Origin of the sequence: Pseudomonas sputi (assembly GCF_021603585.1) — a bacterium.
GTDB classification, from domain to species: domain Bacteria; phylum Pseudomonadota; class Gammaproteobacteria; order Pseudomonadales; family Pseudomonadaceae; genus Aquipseudomonas; species Aquipseudomonas sputi.
Genome location: NZ_BQHI01000006.1, coordinates 211,477 through 237,958, shown reverse-complemented (window position 1 = coordinate 237,958; position 26,482 = coordinate 211,477). Strand labels below are relative to the sequence as shown.

Here is a 26,482-nt window from a genome sequence, read left to right as displayed (position 1 = left end):
GCCCGTCACGAGGATGACGGGCGCTTCAACTAGCGCGGGCTACGCCGGCTACCCGTGACCAATCCCGGCGCGCTCGCTGAATTTAACGCTCAGAAATCCACCGTCGCCGACAGCAGATAAGTTCGCGGCGTCGCCAGCGTCAAACCCGGCTCGCTGTCATCCGAAGCCCCGGCGGAGCTCCAGTAACGCTTGTCCGCCACATTCTCCACGTTGGCCCGCAGCGTGATGGTCTTTTCGTCGACCCTGAACGCGTACCGTGCGCCCACATCAAAGCGCTCCCAGGCGTCAATTTCCTTGTTGTTGGACTGATCCAGATACTGCGAGCTGGAATAGATCCCCCGCCCGGTCAATGTCAGCCCCTGCACGTTCGGCACGTCCCACTCGGCGCCCAGGTTGACGTTGTACTTGGGCGTCGCCGGTGCACGATTGCCGTCGAACGTGCCGTTGGTGGTATGGGTCAGTTCACTGTCGATATACATGACGCCACCCAGCAGTCGAAAGCCTTTGAGCGGTTCGCCGAACACAGACAGTTCCACACCGTCGTTCTGCCGTTTGCCGTTGGGGCCGAACACCCGCGTGACGGCATTGGTTTCGTAAGCCGGCTGCTTGATCCGGAACACCGCCGCGGTCAGGCCGAACGAGCCGGCGTCGTACTTGGCGCCCACCTCGACCTGGCGACTGATGAAGGGCGGGAAGATTTCGTCCTCGTTCACAGAGGTCGACGGTGCGATCTTGCCTTGGCTCAAGCCTTCCATGTAATTGGCGTACAGCGACAACCTGTCAGTGGCTTTGAACAGCAGGCCACCCGACGGAGAAACCTTCTCTTCATCGTAAGCCGTGTCGCCCTTGACGTTGTCGGACCAGTCATCAACCCTCACGCGTTGCCAGCGGGCACCAAGCGTCAGCAGCAGGCGGTCATCGAAGAAACCCAGGGTGTCGGCCAACGCCACGCCGCTGAAGCGGTTCTCGGTGTAGACCTCGGGGTCCTGTCGTGTTGGACGCACCGGTGTCGGCGTTTCCACCGGGTGATAGAGATTGCTCGGAGCCGCTGCGTAACGCGCGCCACCGTTTTCGAAGTCCATGTAGAAATAGCTGGCGGCCAGATTGATCTCGTGGCTCACGGGTCCGGTGTGAAACCAGTTGCGCACACCGGCCGTTGCCGTACGGACGTTTTCGTCACGGGTGAAATCCCGGGGCTGGACGCTGAAGTCTCCCGCATTGTTGGTCACCGAAACCGCGTGCCGAAGAAAATCGTGATTGCTTTTACGTGCGCCGACACCGCCGTACACCATCGTCGAATCGTTGACATCGAATTCGGCGTTGACCGTACCGAACGTATCCTTGGTACGCGCCTTGCTCCAGGGTTGCGCGTAGTTATGGCGCACATCACTGGCGCTCGGGATCCGCGCATTGGCGCCCACCTGAACACGCTCCTGCGGCGCATCGGTGTCACGTTCAGTGTGCCCGACATCAGTCGAGAGGCGCAGGCGCTCACCGCGAAAGTCCAGACCCAGCACCGCCATGTCACGATCGACACGTTGATGATCCCACTCGGTATCGCCGGATTGTTTCACGCCGTTGAAGCGCAGGCCGAACTGATTGTCTTCGCCAAACCGCCGGCCGACATCCACCGCGCCGCCGACCTGGTTGTTCGACGCGTAGTTGGCGGTCAATGAGGTGATCGGCGTGTCGGCCGCGCGTTTTGGCACGACGTTGATGCCGCCACCGACGCTGCCGCGCGGAGAGATACCGTTGATGAGTTGACTCGGGCCCTTGAGGATGTCGACGCGATCGGCCATTTCCATGTCGATCGTGTACGTCGGCAGCACGCCGTAGAGGCCGTTGTAGGCGACATCGCTGTTGAAGAGGCTGAAACCGCGAATGGTGAATTGCTCGTAGCGGCCGCCGGCCGGGTTGGTTGCGCGGACGGAGGGATCGCTGGCGATCAGATCGCCCAGGGTACGCGCCTGCTGATTCTTCACCGCCTCGCTGGTGTAGGTAGTCATGCTGAACGGTGTTTCCATGAAATCCCGCGAGCCCAGCAAACCTTGCGAACCCCGTCGTGCCACCTGGCCGCCGGCGAATACATCCCCTCCACCTGCGTCCTGGGTCCCAAGAATTGAGGTCGGCGCCAGTTGCAGGCTGCCGCCTTGAGGTGCCGGTACCAGAATGTAGGCTTGCTCGCCCACCGGTTGCAGTTGCAGGCCCGAGCCCGACAGCAGCCGGGCGAAGCCTTCTTCCACCCCGAAATCACCGGCCAGCCCCGAACTGCTGCGCCCGCTGACCAGCGCCGGGTCCACTGACAGATTGACGCCGGCCAGTCCCGCGAAACGGGTCAACGCGGCACTCAGGCTGCCGGCCGGCACTTGATAACTACGACGGGCGTCGTCGGCCCGGCTCTCGGACATCAACAACGGGCTGGTACTCAGACTCAGCATCAGGCTCAACTGCAACAATGGACGCATACGGCTGGGAAATACTGCGGACATGGGGAGAAGCTCTCGTTTTCAGTTCACTTGACTGAAATGACCAGCGAGGAGAAAAAAAGGGACAGGCTTCAACCGATATTTTTCCGTGGCACCAAAGTGACCCAGTAACGCGTACGAGATTGCACGTCCAGCGGCAAGCTCGCGGCCAGCAGGGCCAGCACGCGATCGGTGTTGTCGAGACGGAAACTGCCAGTGACACGCAGGGTTTCCAGCGCCGGATCCCAGCGCAGCAATCCGGATCGATACCGGCCCAGCTCACGCAGAAAATCCCCAAGCGGCTGGTTTTGCGCCATCAGAACACCGCTGCGCCAGTCCGGCAGCATGGCGTCGAACGTGCCAATCGGGCCAGCACCACTGGCTTGCAGGCTGATCCGTTGCCCCGTATGCAAGGTCAATCCCGGCCCTTGCAGGGGTTGCAGCTGCACAGCCCCGCTGACCACCGCAACCTGACAAGTGCGCTCGTCGAGCCGCACGCAGACTTCACTGCCGCTGACCGTGATCCGACCGTATGGCGAGCGGATCGCCAATGGCGCGCTGACCGACACCCTGAGCGCCATTTCACCGCGCACCAGGGTCAACTGACGGGCCGCGAGATCGACGTTCAGCGCACTGTCGGTATTGAGCTGCAGCGAGCTGCCATCGGCCAGCGGCCATTTTTTGCGTTCACCAGTACCGGTGTGCAAATCGGCGCGCCAGACATCCAGCGGCAATTGACGACTGATCAGCCAGGCCGCTGGCGCCAGTGCGGCAACACCGAGCATGCGTTTGAGCGCTGCACGCCGTGCGGGGTCTGGTCGGTCCAGGGTGGCCATCGCCAGCACCGGGGGCAGTTCGCAGAAGCGTTGACGCAACAGTTGGGCTTTTTGCCAGGCGTTTTCGTGACTGCTGTGACTGTTACGCCACGTTTGCAATCGGGCGTGATCGGCGTCCGTCGCCTCGCCGGATTCAAACAACGCCAGCCAGTGTGCAGCGGCCCGTGCGACCTCGCGGGCCTCGCTCGACGGTGCCGTGCGCATTACATGTCCACCAGCAGACAGTGTTCGTAAGCCTGGGCCATGTAGCGCTTGACGGTGCGTTCGGACACTTGCAGGCGTTCGGCAATTTCGCGGTAGCCCAGGCCTTCGAGCTGACTCCACAGAAATGCCCGGCGTACGGCGCGCGGCAGGCCATCGAGCAATTCATCGAGCGCCTGTAGGGTTTCCAGCAGAATCCAGCGCTGCTCCGGGGACGGCACGCAGTCTTCAGGGAACTGTGCCAGAGCATTCAGATAGGCCTGCTCGAGGCTGCGCCGGGTGTAGAAATTGCTAAGCAGGCGCTTGCCGACCGTCAGCAGATAGGCGCGGGGCTCACGCATATCGACGAGCGCTTGCGAACTGCCGAGCACCCGCAGAAACGTATCCTGACTCAGGTCAGCGGCATCCCACGCATTGCCCATGCGTCGGCGCAGCCAGTTTTCCAGCCAGCCTCGATGATCGCGATACAGGTCGTGCAGGCTGTGTTCCGGTGGCTTGGCCGCTTCAATCATCTCAACAGATCCTGCCTGAAGGATACAAATGAGAGTGATTCTAATTAATATGGTGAAGTGAAACCACGTTCTTTTCCGGCGATTTCAAGCAAGCACCTGTCAGGAGGCCGACGAGCGCTTCAACGTCTCGCTCGGCAACTCCTTGAACAACGCTCGATAACTGCTTGAAAAACGTCCCAAATGCCAGAACGACCAGTTCATCGCCACTTCCGCCACGGTGGTCTCTGCAGGCGAACGCTTGAGCAATTCACGCCGCGCACTGTTGAGCCTGCGCAACCGTAGCCAGTGGCTCGGCGACATCCCCGTATAGGCCTTGAAGGTCTGCTGCAACTGGCGCAGGGAAACCCCGGCGACCCGCGCTAACTCGAGCAGATTGAGGGTTTCTTCCGGCGAATCCGCTGCCCACTCGCCCACACGTTTGAGGGTGATTCGCTCTTCGGCGCGCCGCTGCAAACCACCGCCGTCCAGGCACACGCTCGCGTTGTCGAGGATGAACAGGCAGTCCTCCAGCAACTGTTGGGTCAGTGCTTCTTTGCCTGACTGATCAAGGGGTTGCGACAACCTGGTGAGGGTCGAGCTTAACCAACGGCTGAACAACCCGTTCTGCGCGCCATTGAGCGGCGCCATGAACAGACCTTCCAGCCTGGCCACGTCCAGACCGTTGCGCTGGACGAAGTCCGGGCCGAACACCACGGCGATTTCCTGGTAGTTCTCCGGGGTGATCCAGATGTTGCGGCTCTCTTCATTGAGCAGATAGAGCGCGTTGTCGCTGCGATCGAAACAGAACGCCAGCGCCCCTTGCGGCGCGCTGAAATTCTGCTCGACGCGGGTGTTCATCTGTTCTTCGTAAACCTCCACACCCTGCAAATCCAGATAGCGGATCTGCCCGGCGAAATGCCCCGGCGACATCTGCTGGTAATGCTGAACCCAACCCGGCGTGGCGCGGATTTGCTCGGTGACATCGGCGGTGTTGAACGCTTGAACCTGTAGCGGATTACACGTTGTCATGGGAGACCTTGCGCACTCTTTTGGTGCGCTTTGGTGCTGCTGAAAGTGGATAGATGGAACGGCAAGGCCCGCCCAAGATAGTCGTCAACGCGCCACAGGGGAAGCCTGCGAAAGATGAAATCGCATTCCCCCGCGTCAACAAAACCAACGACGAGGTCTTTATGAATGCCCCTTTCGATCAGCTGTTCACATGGCTGAAAGATCACAAGATTACCGAAGTGGAATGCGTGGTCAGCGACCTGACCGGCATCGCCCGCGGCAAGATCGCACCGACCAACAAGTTCCTGCATGAGCGAGGCATGCGCCTGCCGGAAAGTGTGCTGCTGCAAACGGTAACCGGGGATTTTGTCGACGACGACATCTACTACGACCTGCTCGACCCGGCCGACATCGACATGGTCTGCAAACCGGTGAGCGATGCGGTGTACGTGATCCCGTGGGCCATCGAGCCCACGGCCATCGTGATCCACGACACCTTCGACAAGTTCGGCAACCCGATCGAACTGTCGCCGCGCAACGTGTTGAAGAAAGTCCTGCAGCTGTACACCGACAAAGGCTGGAAGCCGATCGTGGCGCCGGAAATGGAGTTCTACCTGACCCAGCGCTGCGAAGACCCGGACTTGCCATTGAAGGCACCGCTGGGGCGCTCCGGTCGCGCCGAAAGCGGTCGTCAGTCGTTCTCCATCGACGCCGCCAACGAATTCGATCCGCTGTTCGAAGATGTCTACGACTGGTGCGAACTGCAAGGTCTGGATCTGGACACGCTGATCCACGAAGACGGCCCGGCACAGATGGAAATCAACTTCCGCCACGGCGATGCACTGGATCTGGCCGACCAGATCACCGTGTTCAAACGCACCCTGCGTGAAGCGGCGCTCAAGCACAACGTCACCGCAACCTTCATGGCCAAGCCGATCGGCGATGAGCCCGGCAGTGCCATGCACCTGCACCAGAGCGTGGTCGAGATCGCCAGCGGCCAACCGATTTTCGCCAATGCCGACGGCAGCATGAGCGACCTGTTCCGCCATCACATCGGCGGCCTGCAGAAGTACATCCCGAAAGTGCTGCCGATGTTCGCGCCGAACGTGAACTCGTTCCGCCGCTTCCTGCCGGACACCTCGGCACCGGTCAACGTCGAATGGGGCGAAGAAAACCGCACCGTCGGCCTGCGTGTACCGACCTCCGGGCCCGAGGCGATGCGGGTTGAAAACCGTCTGCCGGGCGCCGACGCCAACCCTTACCTGGCCATCGCAGCGAGCCTGCTGTGCGGCTACATCGGCATGGTCGAAGGCATCGAACCGAGCGCCGCTGTCGAAGGCCGGGCATACGAGCGGCGCAACCTGCGCCTGCCGATCACCATCGAAGAAGCCCTTACCCAAATGGAAGAGTGCGACACCGTCGCGCAATACCTGGGCAGCAAGTTCGTGCGCGGCTACGTCGCGGTGAAACGCGCCGAACATGAAAACTTCAAGCGCGTGATCAGTTCATGGGAGCGGGAGTTCCTGTTGCTGAGCGTTTAACCCAAACAAAAACAACCAACCCAACGATCGTTCCCACGCTCCGCGTGGGAAGATCAATCGAAGAGGTGTCGATATGCGTCTGTTGAAATCCCTGATCCCCGCCGCTCTGGCCCTGGCGTGCAGTGCCGGTGCCCTCGCCCAACCCCAGGTCAGCGTCTACAACTGGACCGATTACATCGGCGAAACCACCCTCGCCGACTTCCAGTCATCCAGCGGGATCAAGGTGATCTACGACGTTTTCGACTCCAATGAAACCCTCGAAGGCAAACTGCTTGCCGGGCGCACCGGGTATGACGTGGTGGTGCCGTCCAACCACTTCCTCGCCCGTCAGGTAAAGGCCGGCGCGTTCCTCAAACTGGACCGCTCGCAACTGCCGAACTGGAAAAACCTCGACCCGAAACTGCTGGCCCTGCTTGAGAAAAACGATCCGGGCAACGAGCACTCGGTGCCGTACCTGTGGGGCACCAACGGCATCGGCTACAACGTCGACAAGGTCAAGCAGGTGCTGGGCATCGATCACATCGACTCCTGGGCCGTGCTGTTCGAACCGGAGAACCTGAAGAAACTCAGCCAGTGCGGTGTGTCGATGATGGACTCGGCCGATGAAGTGTTCCCGGCGATCCTCAACTACATGGGCATGGACCCGCGCAGCGAGAAACCCGAAGACTACAAGAAGGCCGAAGAGAAACTACTGAGCATCCGGCCGTACATCACCTATTTCCATTCCTCGAAATACGTGTCCGACCTGGCCAACGGCGACATCTGCGTGGCCTTCGGTTACTCCGGCGACGTGTTCCAGGCCGCCAACCGCGCCAAGGAAGCCAAGAACGGCGTGAACATCGCGTACTCGATTCCCAAGGAAGGCGCGAACCTGTGGTTCGACCTGCTGGCGATTCCCGCCGATGCCGGCAACACCCAGGAAGCCCACGCCTTCATCAATTACCTGCTTGATCCGCAAGTGATCGCCAAGGTCAGCGCTTCGGTCGGCTACGCCAACCCGAACCCGGCGGCCAAGCAATACATGGATCCCGAGCTGGTCAACAATCCCGAGGTCTACCCACCCCAGGAAGTCCTCGACAAGCTCTACATCTCCTCTACCCCGCCCCAGTCGATCATGCGTCTGATGACCCGGTCCTGGAGCAAAGTGAAGTCGAACAAATGAATCAGTACACCCAGGAACACGCCCACTCCTATTACGCCGCGTCGGCCCGGGCCAGCACACCCTATCCGGAGCTGACGGGTGATCTGATCGCCGACGTCTGCGTGATCGGCGGCGGTTTCACCGGCGTCAACATGGCAATCGAACTGGCGCAGCGCGGGCTTTCGGTGATTCTGCTTGAAGCCCGGCGCATCGGCTGGGGCGCCAGCGGGCGCAATGGCGGGCAGTTGATTCGCGGGATCGGCCATGACGTGGAAGGTTTCTCACGGCATGTCGGCACTGAAGGCGTGCGCTACCTGAACCGCGCCGGGATCGATTCGGTGGAGCTGGTGCGCCAGCGCATCACCGACAATGGCATCGAGTGCGACCTGCGCTGGGGCTTTTGCGAACTGGCCAACACGCCAGCGCAGTTCGACGCCTTCAAGGCCGAGCAGGACAGCCTGGCGCAACTGGGCTACCGCCATGAAACGCGGCTGGTTGCCCCCGAAGACCTTCGCCGGCAGGTGGTGAACGCAGGTGTCTACAAGGGCGGCCTGATCGACATGGGCTCGGGGCATCTGCACCCGCTGGATCTGGTGCAGGGCGAAGCACGGCTGGCAGCCTCACTCGGGGTGCGGATTTTCGAACAGAGCCCGGTGCTGGAAATCCTCCACGGCCCGACCGCTCAAGTGCGCACCAAGGCCGGCACGGTGCGCGCCGGCAGTCTGGTGCTTGGCTGCAACGCGCACCTGGACGAACTCGAACAGCAACTCAGCGGCAAGGTCCTGCCCGCTGGCAGCTACATCATCGCCACTGAACCGCTGTCGGCGGAACGCGCCGCCGAATTGATCCCGCTGAATCTGGCGCTGTGCGACCAGAAAGTCGGCCTCGATTACTACCGGCTCTCGGCGGACCGGCGCTTGCTGTTCGGCGGCGCCTGCCATTATTCAGGACGGGACCCGGCGGACATCGCCGCGTACATGCGACCGAAGATGCTCAAGGTATTCCCGCAACTGGCGGATGTGCGCATCGACTATCAGTGGGGCGGCAAGATCGGCATCACGGCCAACCGTTTCCCGCAGGTCGGCCGACTCAAACAGCACCCGAACGTGTTCTACGCCCAGGGCTATTCCGGTCACGGCCTCAACGTCACCCACTGGTGCGCCAGGCTGCTGGGCGAAGCGATTCACGCCGGCCACAGTCAGGGCATGGACGTATTCAGCGGCGTGCCGCACATGACCTTCCCCGGCGGCCCGGCGCTGCGCTCGCCCCTGCTGGCACTGGGCATGTTCTGGTATCGCCTGCGAGAACTGCTGGGATGATGCCGACGGGCTAAAGCGTTTTGCACATTTGCTCTATCGCAAAGCACTTCTATATTGAGGAAGTGCTTTTGCGTTCCTGACGCTCAGTGCCCACACACCCTGGAGGTCATGGATGGAGTCGTCAGCTGTCGATCAACCGCGAGCGCCCGGCCAGGCACCGGTCAAGACCCGGCGTTTCAGCATTTCGCTGGTGTGGATCGTACCGATCGTCGCGGTTCTCGTGGGCCTCTCGCTGGTGGTGCACAACCTGATGCAGGAAGGCCCCACCATCACCGTCACCTTCAAGACCGGCAGCGGCCTGACCGCCAACAAGACCGAAGTCAAATACCGCAACGTGGTGATCGGCCAAGTCACGGACGTCGAACTGAGCGACGACCAGAAAAGCGTCAACGCCACGATCAAACTGGCCAAGCAGGCCGAGACCTTCACCCGCGAAGACTCGCAGTTCTGGGTCGTGCGCCCACGCATTGGTGCGGGCGGCGTCTCGGGCATCGACACATTGCTGTCCGGTGACTACATCGGCGCCGACATCGGTCAGTCCAACTCGCGTTCGAAGCACTTCAAAGGCCTGGAGAACCCGCCGCCAATTACCTATGGCGAACCGGGCAAACGCTTCAATCTGCACGCTTCGGATCTCGGCTCGCTGGACATTGGCTCGCCGGTCTATTACCGCAAGATCCCGGTCGGCCAGGTGGTGGCCTACGCGCTGGACGCCGATGGCAAAGGGGTGAACATCGAGGTGTTCATCCACGCGCCGAACGATGCCTACGTCACGGAAAACACCCGGTTCTGGAACGCCAGCGGGATTGATGTCAACGTCGGTGCCAACGGCTTTGCAGTGAAAACCGAATCGTTGTCGACCTTGCTGGTAGGCGGCATCGCGTTTCGCGCGCCGGAGTACAGCCCCAACGACGTTGCCGCCGCTGAAGAAAGGACTTACGACCTGTTCGACGACCAGCAAACCGCCCTCGCCCCGCCCAATGGCAAGGCGCAATACCTGAGCCTGCGTTTCGATCAGGCCCTGCGTGGTCTGAAAGTCGGGGCTCCAGTGGAATTCCTCGGCATCGAGATCGGCCGGGTGGTCAGCGTCAACCTGGATTTCGACGCGAAGAAACGCAGCTTCCCGCTCAACGTCGGCATCGTGATCTACCCGCAGCGCCTCGGCCAGGCCCATATCAAGATGCTCAAGGTACTCGACCACAATCCGGACGATGAAGCCGCTGCCGTGCGCCTGATCGGCACCTTTATCGACAACGGTCTGCGTGCCCAGGCTCGCAGCGGCAATCTGCTGACCGGCCAGTTGTACATTGCTCTGGACTTCTTCCCCAAGGCCGAAAAAGTCGCGTTTGATCCCGGTGCACGCCCGATCAGCGTTCCGACCGTCCCCGGCAGCCTCGAACAGTTGCAGGAAAAACTCGAAGCAATGATCGACAAGCTCAACAAGCTGCCGGTGGAACGGATTGCCGGTAACCTCGACAGCAACCTCGTGGAATTGCGCAAAGGCCTCACCCAGTTCAACGCCAAGACCCTGCCCGGCGTGCAAAACACCCTCGCCGACGTGAGCAAGACCCTGCAATCGGCCAGTTCAACCCTGGCCGAGGATTCGCCGCAACGCGAACAACTGTCCCAGACCCTCGACGAACTCGGGCGCATGTCGCGTTCGCTGCGTGAGCTGTCCGATTATCTGGGCCGTCATCCGGAATCGTTGATTCGCGGCCGCCCCGACAACGCCGCGCCGCTGGACCTCAAAGGGCCGCCGCGCAACTGAGCACAGGAGCTGTCCCATGGCTTTACCGCTGAAGTTCACCGTGCTCGCCATTGGCCTGCTGCTCGGCGCCTGCAAAAGCGCTCCGATCAGCTTTCATACCCTGACGCCGACGCAACCGATGGCCGGCCGCGCCGGTTCGGAAATCACCCTCGAAGGCATCAGCGTGCCGCCGCAGGTCGACCGGCCGCAGATCGTCATCCGCCAGGGCAACAGCGGCCTGGCGATCCTGGAGACCGAATGGTGGGGCGCCAGCCTCAGCGATGAGTTGCGCAGCGCGCTGGTGGATCAGCTCAGTAATGCCGGCGCCCCGCGTAAAACCTCGGTGCGCATTGATGTGCAACGCTTCGATTCGATTCCCGGGCAGTACGGGCTGATCGACGTCAAATGGCGCCTGCGCCAGGCCAACGCCGGGGACGACGCCCTGCTCGTCTGCCGCTCGCTGCTGCAAACCCCGTCCGGGCCGACCATCGACGATCTGGTGATCGCTCAGCAGACCAACGTTAAACGCCTCGCCGCGCTGATCAGCCAGGCGTCCACCGGCTCACGCGGCTGCCCGCCCGGCTCCTGATCGAAACGCAATGCCTACAAGTCGAAACGATCCACCGCGCGGCGCCGCTCGTTGTCGTCGCGCACGTCGTAGTTGGCGGTCGTCTGGATATTGCTGTGATGGGCCAGCTTCTGGGCGATCGACAGGTCGTGCTCTTCGATCACCCGGGTGATGAACGAACGCCGAAAATCATGGGGCATGATCTTCACCCCGACCTGGGTGCCGCGCTGGCGAGCGATGTAATAGATCGCGTGCTTGGTGATGCGCTCGCGGGTGATGTGGCTGCCACGGCGAATACGGTTGAACAGAAACGCGTCGTCACTCTCGCCTTCCTTGAGTTCCGAGCGACGAAACTCCAGCCAGGCATTCAGCTTGGCGAACGCCCAGGCCGGCGCGTACTTGATCAGCTGTTTGTTGCCCTTGGCGGTGACGCACAGACTGCGTTCGGTGAAATCCACCTGATTGAGGTCCAGATCCACCGACTCCGACTTGCGCATGCCGGTGCCGTACAACAACGCAATCACCGCCGCATCGCGCAAACCTTGTGGCCGTGGATCGGCCGCGCAAACGTCCATCAATTCATGAATCAGCGTGCGCTTCAGATTGCGTCCCTGAGACAGTCGCGTACCGCCAATGCCTTTGACCGAGCGCATTTTCAATAGATGGTCCTGGCTGATCAGACTCATGCGCCAGGCTTCGTTCATCACGCCGCGAATGGCGTTGACGTACAGCGAAGAGGTATTCGGTGCGTAGTTGTCCGCGCGCAACGCAGCGACCAGGGCCACGACATCTTCCGGTTGTAGCCCGTGCCAGGGAATGTCCTCGAGGTTCACATCTTCGAAACCGAGACGGTCGGCAGCGTCCTGCAACACGTAACGCATGGTCAATTGGCTGGAGGGCGCCAGGCGCGCCAGATAAACAGTCAGCGGATTGCTGTTGGAGGGTGTGGATTGAGTACTCGACAAGTCAATCAAACGAAACGGCCTTGATTAAGAAACAGTTCAACAAAACAACTAAAAACAGCAACAAAACTTAAATAAGACGGGGCACTTTCGTAGGACTTTTCTACTAAAAACGCCGATGGACGGAAGAAGTCTGAACGGTGGCTGTATAAGTTTCAGATAGACGATTTGCCAACCGCTTTTTCATGTCCCTTTCACAAAAACGCGCATAACCTTACTTGCATCCGGTGGGCCCCGAATGGCTCACAACGTGCCGTCCGGGGACGCAAAAGTCAATCAGGCATTCCCCGGGCGGTACTTCAAACCCTTGAAAACATGTGTTTTTCAGACAATTGGCTGAAGGATGGCTGTCGCCCCGAGGTTCTTATGAGTCAAGCGTTTCTCCCGTTTTCCCGCCCCCGTATCGGCGAAGAAGAAATCGCCGCCGTCGAACAAGTACTGCGTTCGGGCTGGATCACCACCGGGCCGAAGAATCAGGCATTGGAAGAACACTTCGGCAACTATGTCGGTTGTCGTCATGCTGTGGCACTTTCCTCGGCCACCGGGGCCATGCATGTAACTTTGCTGGCCCTGGACATCGGCCCCGGCGATGAAGTCATCACCCCATCGCAAACCTGGGTGTCGACCGCCAACATGATCTCGCTGCTCGGCGCCACGCCGGTGTTCGTCGATGTCGACCGCGACACCCTGATGACCGACGCCGCACGCATCGAAGCTGCCATCACCCCTCGCACCAAAGCGATCATTCCGGTGCATTACGCCGGCGCCGCGTTTGATCTCAACCCGCTCTACGCGCTGGCCGACAAGCATGGCATCGCCGTGATTGAAGACGCCGCCCACGCCGCCGGTACCCGCTACAAGGGTCGCCACGTGGGCTCCCAAGGCACCGCAATCTTTTCTTTCCACGCGATCAAGAACATGACCTGCGCCGAAGGCGCGATGTTCGTCACCGATGATGAAACTTTGGCCAACCGCGTGCGCATGCTCAAGTTTCATGGTCTGGGTGTTGATGCCTACGACCGCCTGACCCATGGCCGCAAACCCCAGGCCCAGGTGATCGAGCCTGGTTTCAAATACAACCTGGCCGACATCAACGCCGCGATTGCGCTGGTGCAACTGGAGCGTCTGGACGCAATCAACGCCCGCCGCACCGAACTGGCCACGCAATACCTGCAAAAACTCGAAGGCCTGCCCGTGCAACCGCTGGCCGTGCCGAACTACCCGCAACAGCATGCCTGGCACCTGTTCATCCTGCGCATCGACCGCGAACGCTGCGGCATGGACCGCGAAGCCTTCATGAAGGGTTTGCAGGATCAGGGCATCGGCACCGGCATCCACTTCATCGCCACCCACCTGCACACCTGGTACCGCCAGCGTGACCCGCACCTGTCCCTGCCCGACACCGAATGGAACTCGGCGCGGCTGTGCTCGATTCCGTTGTTTCCCGACATGACCGACCAGGATCTGGACCGGGTCGTCGGGGCCATTGCACACCTGATGGGGAAACGCCCGTGAGACCTTATCCGATTCATTGCGTGTCGATCGTCATCCCGGTCTACAACGAAGAAGACAGCCTGCCGGAACTGCTGCGCCGCACCCAAGCCGCCTGCCAGCAACTGCGTCATGACTACGAAATCGTGCTGGTCGACGACGGCAGCCGCGACACCTCCGCGCAATTGCTCGAAGACGCCGCGTCAGTCGAAGACAGCCCGTTTGTGGCCGTCATCCTCAACCGCAACTACGGCCAACACGCGGCGATCATGGCCGGTTTCGAACAGTGCAAGGGCGACGTCGTGATCACCCTCGACGCCGACCTGCAGAACCCGCCAGAGGAAATCCCCCGGCTGGTCGCCGAGGCGGAAAAAGGCTTTGACGTGGTCGGTAGCGTGCGCGGCAACCGTCAGGATTCGGCGCTGCGCCGCTACCCCTCGAAACTGATCAACCTCGCCGTGCAGCGCTCCACCGGCGTCGCCATGAGCGACTACGGCTGCATGCTGCGCGCCTACCGCCGCACCATCATCGACGCGATGCTCGCCTGCCGCGAACGCAGCACGTTCATTCCGATCCTCGCCAACAGCTTCGCCCGCCACACCACGGAAATCACCGTGGCCCACGCCGAGCGCGAACACGGCGATTCGAAATACAGCCCGATGCGCCTGATCAACCTGATGTTCGACTTGATCACCTGCATGACCACCACGCCCCTGCGCCTGCTGAGCATCGTCGGTTTCGCCATGGCCGGGCTCGGCGTGCTGTTCGCGGCGGCGCTGATCGTCATGCGCCTGGTCTTTGGTGCCGGGTGGGCCGGCGATGGCCTGTTCGTGCTGTTCGCCGTGCTGTTCGTGTTCACCGGCGGCCAGTTCATCGGCATGGGCCTGCTCGGCGAATACCTGGGCCGGATGTACAGCGATGTGCGCGCCCGCCCGCGGTTCTTCATTGAAAAAGTCCTGCGCGGCCATCCCGCCACGCCGGCCCCTGCCATCACCGTTGACGGCCTCACTTCCAACTCCACGTCCGATCAGGTTCTCTCATGAGCGCAAAAACTGTTGTCTTCGCTTACCACGATATTGGCTGCGCCGGCATTCAAGCCCTGCTCGACAGTGGCTATGACATTGCGGCGGTGTTTACCCATGCCGATGACCCCAAGGAGAACACCTTCTACGCCTCGGTTGCACAACTGTGCGCCAACAAAGGCATCGCGGTTCATGCACCGGAAGACGCCAACCATCCGCTGTGGATCGAGCGGATTGCCAAGCTCGACCCGGATTACCTCTTCTCGTTCTACTATCGCAACCTGCTGAGCGAGCCATTGCTGGCGCTGGCCAAAAAAGGCGCGTTCAACCTGCACGGCTCCTTGTTGCCGCGCTACCGTGGCCGCGCGCCGGCCAACTGGGTGCTGGTCAACGGCGAAACCGAAACCGGTGTCACCCTGCACCGCATGGTCAAACGCGCCGACGCCGGCGCCATCCTCGCCCAGCAACGCGTGGCCATCGAACGCAGCGACACCGCGCTGAGCCTGCACGGCAAACTGCGAATCGCTGCCAGCGACCTGCTGCGCGATGCTCTGCCGGCGATGCTGCACGGCACACTGCGGGAAACCCCGCAGGACGAATCCCAAGCCACGGTGTTCGGTCGCCGTACCCCGGCGGACGGCAAACTGGTTTGGTCCCAACCCGCCGAGCAGCTGTTCAACCTGGTGCGGGCCGTCACTCAACCTTACCCCGGCGCGTTCTGCGCCGTGGGCGAGCACAAGCTGATCGTCTGGAGCGCCGACGTGGTCAAGGGCAACGAAGGCCAGGCGCCGGGCCGGGTCATCAGTGTCGATCCGCTGCGCATCGCCTGCGGTGAAGACTCGCTGGTGATCAACGCCGGCCAGCGCAATGACAACGGCCTGTACCTCAGCGGCCCGCAACTGGCCAGTGAACTGGGTCTGGTGGACGGTTCGCTGCTGCGCGGTGCCGAATCCGGCCGTGGCCCGCGTCGTACACGGGTGCTGATCCTCGGCGTCAACGGTTTCATCGGCAACCATTTGTCCGAGCGCCTGCTGCGTGACGAGCGCTACGAAGTCTATGGCCTGGACATCGGCTCCGATGCTATCGACCGTCTGCGCAGCCACCCGCGTTTCCACTTCGTCGAAGGCGACATCAGCATTCACTCGGAGTGGATCGAGTACCACATCAAGAAATGCGACGTGGTGCTGCCGTTGGTGGCCATCGCCACGCCGATCGAATACACGCGCAACCCGCTGCGGGTGTTCGAGCTCGACTTCGAAGAAAACCTGAAACTGGTGCGCTACTGCGTCAAGTACAACAAGCGCGTGATCTTCCCGTCGACCTCGGAAGTCTATGGCATGTGCCAGGACAAACATTTCGACGAAGACCGCTCGAACCTGATCGTCGGCCCGATCAACAAGCAGCGCTGGATCTATTCGGTGTCCAAGCAACTGCTGGATCGGGTGATCTGGGCCTACGGCGCCAAGGGCCTGAACTTCACCCTGTTCCGTCCCTTCAACTGGATGGGCCCACGGCTGGATCGCCTCGATTCGGCGCGTATCGGCAGCTCCCGCGCCATCACCCAGTTGATCCTCAATCTGGTGGAAGGCACACCGATTCGTCTGTTCGACGGCGGCGAGCAGAAACGCTGCTTCACCGACATTGCCGACGGTGTCGAGGCACTGGCGCGGATCATCGATAACGACAACGACGTCTGCAACGGCCAGATCATCAACATCGGCAACCCGGACAACGAAGCGAGCATTCGGCAGTTGGGCGAAGAACTGCTGCGCCAGTTCGAGGCTCACCCGTTGCGCAGCAACTTCCCGCCGTTCGCCGGTTTCCGCGACGTGGAAAGCAAGGCGTTCTACGGTGCCGGTTATCAGGACGTCGAGCACCGCAAGCCGAGCATCGCCAATGCCAAGCGCCTGCTGGACTGGACGCCGACCGTGGAAATGCGCGAGACCATCGGCAACACGCTGGATTTCTTCTTACGCGAGGCGATGCTCGAAATCGAGAGGCCTTCCAATAAAGGGGCATGTTGATGCAGGCCGGTTTGCGCATCGACGTCGACACCTTTCGTGGCACCCGCGAAGGCGTGCCGCGCTTGCTGGAAATTCTCGATGAAGCGCAGATCAAAGCGACGTTTTTTTTCAGTGTCGGCCCGGACAACATGGGCCGGCACCTGTGGCGCCTGATCCGTCCGCAGTTCCTCTGGAAGATGCTGCGCTCCAACGCCGCCGGCCTGTACGGCTGGGACATCCTGCTGGCCGGAACGGCGTGGCCGGGCAAGCCGATCGGCCGCGACCTCGGGCACCTCATGCGTCAGGCCCGGGCCGCCGGCCACGAGGTCGGCCTGCACGCCTGGGATCACCACGGTTGGCAGGCCAATGCCGGGCACTGGAGCGCTGCGCAACTGGTCGAGCAGATCCGTCAGGGCGTCGACACCTTGGGCGACATCCTGGGCGAAAAGGTCACCTGTTCAGCCGCCGCCGGTTGGCGCGCAGACGAGCGTGTGATCGAAGCCAAACAGGCCTTCGGCTTTCGCTACAACAGCGATTGCCGTGGGCAGCGACTGTTCCGACCGTTGCTGGCCGATGGCTCGGTCGGTGCGCCGCAGATTCCGGTGGACTTGCCGACCTTCGATGAAGTGGTCGGGCCGAGCGTGGCAGCGAAGGATTTCAACGCCTTCATCCTCGACCGGTTCCGCCCTGAAAACCTCAACGTCTACACCATTCACGCCGAAGTAGAAGGGATTCTGATGGCCGAAGACTTTCGTCGACTGCTGGCCGATGTGCGTCAGCGACATATCCACTTTCAGCCCTTGGGCGATTTGCTGCCCGAATTTCTCAACACCTTGCCCGTCGGCCGTGTGCAACGCGGCGCCCTCGAAGGCCGCGAAGGCTGGCTGGGAGTGCAAGGCGCATGAGCAAGCGCTGGGCATTGCCGCTGTTGCTGGGGATTTTTCTGCTGGCTTATCTGCTGCCGCTGGGCAGCCATGGTTTGTGGATTCCCGATGAAACCCGTTATGCGCAGATCAGCCAGGAGATGCTGCTGAGCGGCAACTGGGTGTCGCCGCATTTCATGAACCTGCGTTACTTCGAAAAACCGGCGGCCGGTTACTGGATGATCGCCCTCGGCCAGGCCGTGTTCGGCCAGAACCTGTTCGGCGTGCGGTTTGCCTCGGCCCTGAGCACCGGGTTGAGCGTGCTGCTGTGCTTCCTCATCGCCCGACGTTTGTGGAACGAGCCGCGCAAAAGCTTCGTCTGCGCCCTGCTCTACATGAGTTTCGTCATCGTCGCCGGCCAGGCCGGTTACGCCAACCTCGATCCGCAATTCACCTTTTGGGTCAACCTGAGTCTGGTGGCGCTGTGGTTCGCCCTCGACAGCCGCGCCAACGGCCAACGCCTGGCCGGCTGGGCGGTGTTGGGCCTGGCGTGCGGCATGGGCCTCATGACCAAGGGTTTTCTCGCCTGGTTGTTGCCGGTGCTGATCGCGTTGCCGTGGATGCTCTGGCAGAAACGCTGGAAGGAATTGCTGCTGTACGGCCCAGTGGCCATCGCCGTGGCGATCATCGTCAGCCTTCCATGGGTGCTGGCGGTGCACGGTCAGGAACCGGATTACTGGCGGTTCTTCTTCTGGCACGAACACATCCGCCGGTTTGCCGGCGACGATGCCCAGCATGACGCGCCGTGGTGGTTCTATCTGCCGCTGCTGGTGGCGTTCAGTCTGCCGTGGGTCGGGATGTTGCCGATGGCATTGAAGCAGGCGTGGCAAACCCGCCGCGAAACCGCCATCGCGTTTCTCGGGCTGTGGCTGCTGATGCCGCTGCTGTTTTTCAGCCTGAGCAACGGCAAGCTGCCGACCTACATCCTGCCGTGCCTGCTGCCGCTGGCGTTGCTGATGGGCCACGCGCTGGCTGATCGCTTGCGTCTGGAGCAAGGCCGGGCGCTGGGCCTCAATGGCCTGCTGAATCTGTTGCTGGGCATCGTCACGCTGGTCGGTCTGGTCTACGTGCAGCTCAAGCGTCCGCTGTACGACCACGAATTGCACAGTCTGGTGCTGGTATTCATCGCCCTGACCGGCTGGATCATCAGCAACCTGCTGCAAGCCTTCCGCCCGTTGCAGTGCTGGGCGGCGCCGGCGGTGGGCAGCCTGCTACTGATCGCCTTGCTGCCGGCGGCAATGCCCAAATCGGTGGTCGCCAACAAGATGCCCGATCAGTTCGTCCTCGCCCATCAAGCGGAACTGGGGAGCACCACGCACCTCTTGAGCAACGACCTGGGGGCCGCGTCGGCCCTGTCCTGGCGGGTCAAACGCCCCCAAGTGGCGATGTACAACACGATAGGCGAATTGAAATATGGGCTTGCCTATCCTGACGGCATTCGACAACGGGTCGATCCCGATCAGGTGCAACAGTGGATGCGCGAAGCCCGCAAGACCGGTTCGGTCGGCGTGGTGATGCGGATCAAGGGGCAAGACGAACTGGACGAACTCGACAGACTGCCCAAGGACGGCGTTCGTTATGAGCAAGGCAATCTGGTGATCATGATTCTTCCGCAGGAGGCGTCATGAGCCTGTGGCTGCTATTGCTCGCCTGCCTGTTGACCTGCCTGGGCCAGGTCGCGCAGAAATTCGCCGTCGAGCGCTGGCGCGGCGCGAGCCTGTCGTGGTCGCGCAAAGTGCGTTCGCCGTGGCTGTGGCTGGCCCTGCTCGCCCTCGGCTCGGGCCTGCTGGTGTGGCTGCTGGTGTTGCAGCGCCTGCCGGTCAGCATCGCCTATCCGATGCTCAGCCTCAATTTCGTGATCATCACCCTGATCGCTCGCTTCGTATTCAGGGAGCCCGTCGACGTTCAGCACTGGTTCGGTGTGTTGCTGGTGATCGGTGGCGTGGCGCTGTTGGGGCAACAGTCATGAACTCGCGTCGTGGAATCTTCTTCGCCCTGGCCAGCGTGCTGCTGGTCAGCGTGGCGCAACTGAGCATGCGCTGGAGCATGACGCGCCTGCCTCGCCCGGATCAGTGGCTGGCCATGCCCAGCGTCGATTCAGGCGCGCTGGCCGTGGTGCTGGCGGCGATCTTCGCCTACGCCCTGTCAATGCTCTGCTGGCTCGCCGTCCTGCGCGATCTGCCGCTGGGCCGGGCCTATTCGCTGCTGAGCATCAGCTATGCGCTGGTGTACGTGCTGGCGGCCAGCCTGCCGCTGTTCAACGAATCCTTCAGTTTCTCTAAATCACTGGGCGTGGCGCTGGTCATGCTCGGGGTCATCACCATCAACACCCGTCCGGCCCGTGCGCCCGAGTTGAGGAGTTCGCCATGAAAATCACAGTGTTTGGTAGCGGTTATGTCGGCCTGGTGCAGGCCGCCGTGCTGGCCGAAGTCGGCCATGACGTGGTGTGCATGGACATCGACGAGAAAAAAGTCGAACTGCTGCGCCAGGGTCACGTCAGCATCTTCGAGCCGGGGCTGGCCACTCTGGTCCGCGAAGGCCTGGACGCCGGACGCCTGCAATTCACCTGCGACGAAAAACTCGCGGTGCAGCATGGCAAGGTCGCGTTCATTGCCGTTGGCACCCCGTCCAAAGAAGACGGCTCGGCGGACCTGCGTTACGTGCTGTCGGTGGGTGACGCGGTGGCCCGGCACCGTGAACAGCCACTGATTCTGGTGGAAAAATCCACCGTACCCGTGGGCACCGGCGACACCTTGCGCACGCACCTGGACAAAGCCCTGGTCAAGGCCGGGCGCCTGTTGCAGTTCGATATCGTCTCCAACCCGGAATTTCTCAAGGAAGGTTCGGCGGTCGCCGATTGCCGCCGGCCGGACCGGATCGTCATCGGTTGCGAACGCGAAGAAGTGCGCGACGTGATGCGCGACCTGTACTCGCCGTTCAACCGCAACCACGATCGAATCATGTTCATGGACCTTCGCAGCGCGGAGCTGACCAAGTACGCCGCCAACTGCATGCTGGCGACCAAGATCAGCTTCATCAACCAGATCGCCGAGCTGGCCGAACACCTGGGCGCGGACATCGAATCGGTGCGCCAGGGCATCGGCGCCGACAGCCGCATCGGCTACCACTTCATCTACCCCGGTTGCGGTTACGGCGGTTCGTGCTTCCCCAAAGACATGCGCGCGCTGATCCACAGCGCCGAAGAAGCGCACTGCTCCAGCGATCTGCTGCAAGCGGTGGAAGCGATCAACCAGCGGCAGAAACACAAGCTGTTCGAACGGATCAACGCGTTCTACAAGGGCGAGTTGCGCGGCAAGACCTTCGCCGTCTGGGGACTGGCCTTCAAACCGAACACTGACGACATGCGCGACGCGCCGAGCCGTGTCCTGCTCGAGTCGTTGTGGGCCGCCGGCGCCAATGTACGGGCGTTCGACCCGGAAGCCATGCAGGAAACCCAGCATTTGTACCCGGACGAAACAAAACTGATGCTGATGGGCACCCCGGAATCGGTGCTCGCCGGTTCCGATGCACTGATCATCTGCACCGAATGGCAGCAGTTCAAGGCGCCGGACTTCGACCTGATCCAGCAACGCCTCAAGGCCCCGGTGATCTTCGACGGTCGCAACCTGTACGACGCTGAACGCCTGGCCCGTAAGGGTTTCCATTACTTCCCGATGGGCCGTGGCGAATCGCGTACCTTGCCGATTCCGTTGCAGCAATGGCCACACGCCTCTGACGTGGCTTGAAATCGCTGGCGAAAGATCGCAGCCTTCGGCGACCTTTCCGATAGCGAGCGACCATGACGATACGCATACGCGCCGCAGAGACGGCCGACGCCGATGCCCTCCCCGCCATCGAGCGTTCGGCCGCCGCGCTGTTTCGCCTCGACCCTTCACTGGCCTGGCTGGCGGATGCCGCCGTGCCGCAGGCCACGGCGCATTTACCGGCCATTGAACGGGGCGAACTGTGGGTGGCGCAAAACAACGACGGGCAACTTGCAGGTTTTTTAAGGGCGGTGACGGTCGACCATCAGTTGCACATTGAGGAACTGTCCGTCAGCCAACACTTTCAGGGCCGTGGCGTCGGTCGCAAGTTACTGTTGGCGGCGATTGAACAGGCGCGTCTTTGGCAACTTCGCGCAGTGACGCTGACGACCTTTCGCGATCTGCCGTGGAATGCGCCGTTCTATCAACGCATGGGTTTTGCGCGATTGAACGCCAAGGACACCGATGCGCGTCTGAACCAAGTATTGCGCGATGAAATCGCTCACGGATTGCCCGCCAAGCGACGTTGCGCCATGCGCCTGATGCTCACGCCATCGCCTTGAGATCAACCCCCAGCGCCTGGGCAAACGCCTTGACCAACGGACTGCGCACGGTGTTGTGGCGCAGGATCAGATTGAACGGCGTGACGAAGTGGATCAGCTCCGGGCACACCGCGCGAAACTGCCCGGCGGCCACCAGTGTGGCGGCGTAATGCTGCGGCAGAAAGCCCACGAAACGCCCGGTCTTGATCAACAATGCCACCGCTTCGACCTGGGTCGCCGAGGCGGAAAAACTGTCGTAGCGGGCGAAGTTGAGCTTGTCGCGATGGATCGCGTAGCGGTGGTTGATGCACTCGTAATCCTGCAGCACGTTGCCGCCCATCTGCTCCGCCGGCATCTCGAACAACGGGTGGCCGACGGCGCAGTAGGCCTGCGAGCGTTCTTCATAGAGCGGGTAATAATCGAACTCTTCGCGCTTTTGATATACCGGCACTATTCCAGCAACTAAGCGCCCCTCGACCACGCCTCTTTCCACCTCATCCAACTGGGTCGCCTGAAGTTGAAACCTTACTTTCGGCGAGTGTTCATTTATCGCTCTAAGCGCAGCAACTAACGGGGAATTATCATCACTGATGGTGTTATCGATCACCCCCACTCCGAGATCGCCGATAAGTTCATTCTGTGCCGAACTAAGCCGATCACGAAAGTTGTCGACCGAGGCAAACAGATCAATCGACGCCTGATACACCAGACGCCCTTCTTCGGTCAGGTGAAACCCTTCGCGCCCCCGGGTACACAGGCGCATGCCGATGCGGATTTCCAGGTCTGAAATCTGTTTGCTGATGGCGGCCAGGCCCACGTTCAGCTCGTTTTGCGCCGCGCTGAAGCCACCGGCCTCGACCACCGCCTTGAACACCTTGAGCAGTTTGAAGTCCAGTCCGCTGAGGGCCAAAGGTGCCCGGTGAGCGGTTTTGACCGGTGGGTTTCCGGAATTGGAAAGTGGGGTTTCCATAATGCTGATTTACCTCTGGCGCAATGTTCAACAATCTGTGTCCAACAACAAAAACATCGCCGACTAATAATAATGACCACAGAAAACAGGCCTTGGCAACCGCCAAAAAATCTCGAACATCAGTGCCAACTCACTGATCGCCAAACATTAAAAGCTGACACTTCGATCAGCTCTTGTCTCTTTGCAACTGCCCTCTTGAAAACTGCTTTGGCCTGATTCTGTCTGCTGCTGTTCGCTAAATAGCCAGCGCGATTTTCAGGGCCATGCACACCGATTTCAGTTCGCGTTACCGACGAGGAAAACAACAAATGTCTCAAACCACCGACCGTCTATGGGGTGCCCGTTTCAAAAGCGGCCCGTCCGCAGCCCTGGCGGCCCTGTCCCGTTGCCCCAAGCGCTATTTCCGCCTGACGCCGTACGATCTGGCCGGCTCCAAGGCCCACGCCGGGGAACTGCAACGTGCCGGCCTGCTCGACGAGCAGGAAACCCGCACGATGATCGAAGCCCTGGACGGCATCGGTGCCGATTTCGCCGCCGGGCGCATCGCCCCGACCCTGGACGACGAAGACGTTCACACCTTTATCGAGCGCCTGCTGACCGAACGCCTCGGCGCTCTGGGCGGCAAGCTGCGCGCCGGCCGTTCGCGCAACGACCAGACCGCCAACGACCTGCGCCTGTTCCTGCGTGATCACGTTCGCACGTTGGCCGTGGAAGTGCTGGCCCTGCAAACGGCGCTGGTGGATCAGGCCGAGCAGCATGTCGAGAGCATCTGCCCGGGCTTCACCCACTTGCAGCAAGCGCAACCGATCGTGTTCGCCCACCACCTGCTGGCCCACGCGCAATCGATGCTGCGTGACGTGCAACGCCTGGTGGACTGGGACGCGCGCACTTCGCTGTCGCCCCTCGGTGCCGCAGCCATGGCCGGTTCCGCCATTGCTCGCCAGCCGCAGCAGTCGGCCAAAGAGATGGGCTACGCCGGGGTCTGCGAAAACTCCATCGACGCCGTGGCCAGCCGCGACCACGTCGCCGAATTCCTGTTCATCGCCAGCATGCTCGGGATCAACATCTCGCGTCTGGCCGAAGAGTTCTGCCTGTGGTCGTCGCGCCAGTTCCGCTGGGTCGATCTGGACGACGCCTACGCCACCGGCAGTTCGATCATGCCGCAGAAGAAAAACCCCGACATCGCCGAACTGGCCAGGGGCAAGGCTGGCCGTCTGATCGGCAACCTGACTGGCCTGCTGTCGACGCTCAAATCCCTGCCGCTGTCGTACAACCGCGACCTGAGCGAAGACAAAAACGGCGTGCTCGACAGCGTCGACACCCTGCTGCTGGTGCTGCCGGCGATGGCCGGAATGGTCGCGACCATGTCCGTCAACGTCGAGGAACTGCGGCGTCAGGCGCCACTGGGTTTCACCCTCGCCACCGAGGTCGCCGACTGGCTGGCGGTGCGCGGCGTGCCGTTCAAGGAAGCCCACGAAATCACCGGTGCGCTGGTGCAGGCCTGCGAGAAACACGGCATCGAACTGTGGGAAGCCTCGCCGGCGCTGCTGGCCGAAATCGACCCGCGCCTGACGGCAGACGTGCGAGACAGCCTGACCCTGGAAGCCGCCATCGCTGCCCGCAGCGGTTGGGGCGGCACCGCGCCGCAACAGGTGCGCGAGCAGATCGGCCGACTGAAAACCGCCCTCGCCGCGCAGCAACAGTGGACCGAAAACTACCAGGGCTTCCGCCTCTAAGCCGCCCCCCCCTCCCACCGGGAGGGGGTGATCGATAAGTACAGTGTACGGAGAAACACCATGAGCCAGACTCAGGCAGAACGACTCCAGGCGGAGCGCAAACTGGCGGAAAACCAGTTCGACATTACCCAGTACCAGCACGTGCCACGGCGCTATTACGGGCGGATCTTCTTCGCCACCGTGATCGTCATCGCGATCATCGGTCTGGTACGGGCCTTCGCCGAAGGCAAGATCGAATGGTCGTACATCGGCCAGTTCCTGACCTCCCAAGCGATCATGTGGGGCCTGTTCAACACGATCATCATGGCCGTGCTGGCGATGGCGCTGGGCATCGTGTTCGGGGTGATCACGGCGATCATGCGCATGTCGGCCAACCCGATCCTGCGCTACGTGGCGCTGACCTACACCTGGCTGTTTCGCGGTACGCCGCTGATTCTGCAACTGCTGTTGTGGTTCAACCTGGCGCTGATCTTCCCCACCATCGGTATTCCCGGCCTGTTCCAGCTCGACACCGTGAGCCTGATGACCCCGTTCGTGGCCGCTCTGCTCGGCTTGAGCATCAACCAGGGCGCCTACACCGCTGAAGTGGTACGCGCCGGCCTGCTGTCGGTGGACACCGGCCAGTACGAAGCCGCCAAGTCGATCGGCATGCCGCGCCTGCAAGCGCTGCGCCGGATCATCCTGCCCCAGGCCATGCGGATCATCATTCCGCCGGTGGGCAACGAGTTCATCGGCATGGTGAAAATGACCTCGCTGGCGAGCGTCATCCAGTACTCGGAACTGCTCTACAACGCCCAGAACATTTACTACGCCAACGCCCGGGTCATGGAGCTGCTGATCGTCGCCGGTATCTGGTACCTGGCCACCGTCACCGTCCTGTCCTTTGGTCAAAGCCGTCTGGAGCGTCGTTTCGCTCGCGGCGCCGGCAAGCGTTCTTGAGGAATCCGTCATGAGAAACATCGTCAAGGCCGTGAGCCTGAACAAATATTACGACCAGTACCACGCGCTCAAGGACATCAACATCGAAGTCGAGCAAGGTGAAGTGCTGTGCATCATCGGCCCGTCCGGCTCGGGCAAGAGCACCCTGCTGCGCTGCGTCAATCAGCTGGAGAAGATCGACAAGGGCGGCCTGTGGGTCGACGGCGAACTGGTCGGCTACCGCGTCGTCGGGCACAAACTGCACGAACTCAACGAGTCGCAGATTGCCCGCCAGCGCCTGGCCACCGGCATGGTGTTCCAGCGCTTCAACCTGTTCCCGCACATGACTGTGCTGCAAAACATCATCGAAGGCCCGTGCCAGGTGCTCAAGCGTTCGCCCAAGGAAGCGCACGAAGAGGCCCTGGAACTGCTGGCCCGGGTCGGCCTGGCCGACAAACGCAACAGCTACCCGATTGAACTGTCGGGCGGTCAGCAGCAACGGGTGGCGATTGCCCGCGCCCTGGCCATGCGCCCCAAGCTGATGCTGTTCGATGAACCCACTTCGGCACTCGACCCGGAACTGGTCGGTGAGGTGCTGTCGGTGATGCGCGATCTGGCGCAGACCGGCATGACCATGATCGTCGTCACCCATGAACTGGGCTTCGCCCGGGAGGTTTCCAACCGCATGGTGTTCATGGACGGCGGGCAGATCGTGGAGGCTGGAAGCCCCGAAGAAATACTAATAAGTCCGCAAAACCCACGCACCCAAAGCTTCATTTCTGCCGTTCGAACCTAGGCCCCTTTGGCCTTCACAACACTCATAAGAGAACGTCC

The 26,482-nt window shown here is 61.6% G+C and carries 23 protein-coding genes; 17 read left to right on the top strand and 6 right to left on the bottom strand.

The window, feature by feature from the left end:
• Window positions 1-89: 89 nt before the first annotated feature.
• The 4 genes from L6D81_RS11485 to L6D81_RS11470 all read right to left on the bottom strand — a co-directional run bounded on the left by L6D81_RS11485 (window position 90) and on the right by L6D81_RS11470 (window position 5,022).
• Entirely contained in the window at window positions 90-2,489 is a 2,400-nt protein-coding gene (locus L6D81_RS11485; RefSeq protein ID WP_236179420.1) for a TonB-dependent receptor, read from the bottom strand.
• A gap of 68 nt (window positions 2,490-2,557) precedes the next feature.
• Entirely contained in the window at window positions 2,558-3,505 is a 948-nt protein-coding gene (locus L6D81_RS11480) for a FecR domain-containing protein (RefSeq protein ID WP_236179418.1), read from the bottom strand.
• Window positions 3,505-4,014 (bottom strand): sigma-70 family RNA polymerase sigma factor, encoded by a 510-nt coding sequence (locus tag L6D81_RS11475; protein ID WP_236179416.1) that lies wholly within the window; start codon window positions 4,012-4,014, stop codon window positions 3,505-3,507. The genes L6D81_RS11480 and L6D81_RS11475 overlap by 1 nt, the downstream gene beginning before the upstream one ends.
• Before the next feature lie 99 nt (window positions 4,015-4,113).
• Window positions 4,114-5,022 carry a helix-turn-helix domain-containing protein gene (locus L6D81_RS11470; RefSeq protein WP_236179414.1) on the bottom strand — a complete coding sequence of 303 codons (909 nt, stop codon included), beginning with the start codon at window positions 5,020-5,022 and terminating at the stop codon, window positions 4,114-4,116.
• Window positions 5,023-5,183: 161 nt separating this feature from the next.
• Here L6D81_RS11470 and L6D81_RS11465 point away from each other — a divergent pair, with 161 nt between their 5' ends.
• The 5 genes from L6D81_RS11465 (at window position 5,184) to L6D81_RS11445 (ending at window position 11,338) form a co-directional block, all read left to right on the top strand.
• Window positions 5,184-6,542: a glutamine synthetase family protein gene (locus tag L6D81_RS11465; RefSeq protein WP_007951306.1), complete on the top strand. Its 1,359-nt coding sequence runs from the start codon at window positions 5,184-5,186 to the stop codon at window positions 6,540-6,542.
• Between the two features lie 73 nt (window positions 6,543-6,615).
• Window positions 6,616-7,704, top strand: coding sequence for a polyamine ABC transporter substrate-binding protein (locus L6D81_RS11460; RefSeq protein WP_236179412.1), 1,089 nt, complete (start codon window positions 6,616-6,618; stop codon window positions 7,702-7,704).
• A complete protein-coding gene (locus tag L6D81_RS11455; protein WP_236179410.1) occupies window positions 7,701-9,002 on the top strand; it encodes an NAD(P)/FAD-dependent oxidoreductase in 1,302 nt (433 codons plus the stop codon). The genes L6D81_RS11460 and L6D81_RS11455 overlap by 4 nt, the downstream gene beginning before the upstream one ends.
• A gap of 112 nt (window positions 9,003-9,114) precedes the next feature.
• Window positions 9,115-10,770 carry a PqiB family protein gene (locus tag L6D81_RS11450; RefSeq protein ID WP_236179409.1) on the top strand — a complete coding sequence of 552 codons (1,656 nt, stop codon included), beginning with the start codon at window positions 9,115-9,117 and terminating at the stop codon, window positions 10,768-10,770.
• A gap of 16 nt (window positions 10,771-10,786) precedes the next feature.
• Window positions 10,787-11,338, top strand: a complete 552-nt coding sequence (locus L6D81_RS11445) for a PqiC family protein (RefSeq protein ID WP_236179400.1) — start codon at window positions 10,787-10,789, stop codon at window positions 11,336-11,338.
• Window positions 11,339-11,352: 14 nt separating this feature from the next.
• Here L6D81_RS11445 and L6D81_RS11440 read toward each other — a convergent pair whose 3' ends face one another.
• Window positions 11,353-12,198, bottom strand: coding sequence for a site-specific integrase (locus L6D81_RS11440; protein ID WP_236179665.1), 846 nt, complete (start codon window positions 12,196-12,198; stop codon window positions 11,353-11,355).
• Window positions 12,199-12,645: 447 nt separating this feature from the next.
• On the opposite strand from L6D81_RS11440, the gene arnB reads away from it, so the two are divergent.
• The 9 genes from arnB to L6D81_RS11395 are packed head-to-tail and all read left to right on the top strand — an operon-like array spanning window position 12,646 to window position 22,045.
• Window positions 12,646-13,794, top strand: coding sequence for a UDP-4-amino-4-deoxy-L-arabinose aminotransferase (gene arnB / locus L6D81_RS11435; protein ID WP_236179397.1), 1,149 nt, complete (start codon window positions 12,646-12,648; stop codon window positions 13,792-13,794).
• The gene (gene arnC / locus L6D81_RS11430; protein ID WP_236179395.1) at window positions 13,791-14,813 is read left to right on the top strand and encodes an undecaprenyl-phosphate 4-deoxy-4-formamido-L-arabinose transferase; all 1,023 of its coding nucleotides are present in this window, start codon (window positions 13,791-13,793) and stop codon (window positions 14,811-14,813) included. Before arnB ends, arnC begins: the two co-directional genes overlap by 4 nt.
• A complete protein-coding gene (gene arnA, locus L6D81_RS11425; protein WP_236179384.1) occupies window positions 14,810-16,816 on the top strand; it encodes a bifunctional UDP-4-amino-4-deoxy-L-arabinose formyltransferase/UDP-glucuronic acid oxidase ArnA in 2,007 nt (668 codons plus the stop codon). The genes arnC and arnA overlap by 4 nt, the downstream gene beginning before the upstream one ends.
• Window positions 16,816-17,700: a 4-deoxy-4-formamido-L-arabinose-phosphoundecaprenol deformylase gene (gene arnD, locus L6D81_RS11420; RefSeq protein WP_236179377.1), complete on the top strand. Its 885-nt coding sequence runs from the start codon at window positions 16,816-16,818 to the stop codon at window positions 17,698-17,700. Before arnA ends, arnD begins: the two co-directional genes overlap by 1 nt.
• Window positions 17,697-19,346, top strand: a complete 1,650-nt coding sequence (arnT, locus tag L6D81_RS11415) for a lipid IV(A) 4-amino-4-deoxy-L-arabinosyltransferase (RefSeq protein ID WP_236179375.1) — start codon at window positions 17,697-17,699, stop codon at window positions 19,344-19,346. Before arnD ends, arnT begins: the two co-directional genes overlap by 4 nt.
• Window positions 19,343-19,687 carry a 4-amino-4-deoxy-L-arabinose-phosphoundecaprenol flippase subunit ArnE gene (gene arnE / locus L6D81_RS11410; RefSeq protein WP_236179368.1) on the top strand — a complete coding sequence of 115 codons (345 nt, stop codon included), beginning with the start codon at window positions 19,343-19,345 and terminating at the stop codon, window positions 19,685-19,687. The genes arnT and arnE overlap by 4 nt, the downstream gene beginning before the upstream one ends.
• Complete coding sequence (gene arnF, locus L6D81_RS11405) at window positions 19,684-20,088, top strand: 4-amino-4-deoxy-L-arabinose-phosphoundecaprenol flippase subunit ArnF (RefSeq protein WP_236179366.1); 405 nt, start codon at window positions 19,684-19,686, stop codon at window positions 20,086-20,088. Before arnE ends, arnF begins: the two co-directional genes overlap by 4 nt.
• Window positions 20,085-21,464: a UDP-glucose dehydrogenase family protein gene (locus L6D81_RS11400; protein ID WP_236179364.1), complete on the top strand. Its 1,380-nt coding sequence runs from the start codon at window positions 20,085-20,087 to the stop codon at window positions 21,462-21,464. Before arnF ends, L6D81_RS11400 begins: the two co-directional genes overlap by 4 nt.
• 53 nt (window positions 21,465-21,517) lie before the next feature.
• Window positions 21,518-22,045: a GNAT family N-acetyltransferase gene (locus L6D81_RS11395; protein WP_236179362.1), complete on the top strand. Its 528-nt coding sequence runs from the start codon at window positions 21,518-21,520 to the stop codon at window positions 22,043-22,045.
• Here L6D81_RS11395 and L6D81_RS11390 read toward each other — a convergent pair.
• Window positions 22,029-22,994: a LysR family transcriptional regulator gene (locus tag L6D81_RS11390; protein WP_236179360.1), complete on the bottom strand. Its 966-nt coding sequence runs from the start codon at window positions 22,992-22,994 to the stop codon at window positions 22,029-22,031. The genes L6D81_RS11395 and L6D81_RS11390 overlap by 17 nt on opposite strands.
• A 308-nt stretch (window positions 22,995-23,302) precedes the next feature.
• Between L6D81_RS11390 and argH the strand changes: the two genes are divergently transcribed.
• From argH to L6D81_RS11375, 3 genes are read left to right on the top strand one after another with little or no spacing between them, the layout of a single operon-like run.
• The gene (gene argH, locus L6D81_RS11385) at window positions 23,303-24,730 is read left to right on the top strand and encodes an argininosuccinate lyase (RefSeq protein ID WP_236179349.1); all 1,428 of its coding nucleotides are present in this window, start codon (window positions 23,303-23,305) and stop codon (window positions 24,728-24,730) included.
• A 60-nt stretch (window positions 24,731-24,790) separates the two neighbouring features.
• Window positions 24,791-25,669 (top strand): amino acid ABC transporter permease, encoded by an 879-nt coding sequence (locus L6D81_RS11380; RefSeq protein ID WP_236179341.1) that lies wholly within the window; start codon window positions 24,791-24,793, stop codon window positions 25,667-25,669.
• A 10-nt stretch (window positions 25,670-25,679) separates the two neighbouring features.
• On the top strand, window positions 25,680-26,444 hold the full coding sequence (locus L6D81_RS11375; protein ID WP_039768627.1) for an amino acid ABC transporter ATP-binding protein: 765 nt from the start codon (window positions 25,680-25,682) through the stop codon (window positions 26,442-26,444).
• Window positions 26,445-26,482 lie beyond the last annotated feature (38 nt).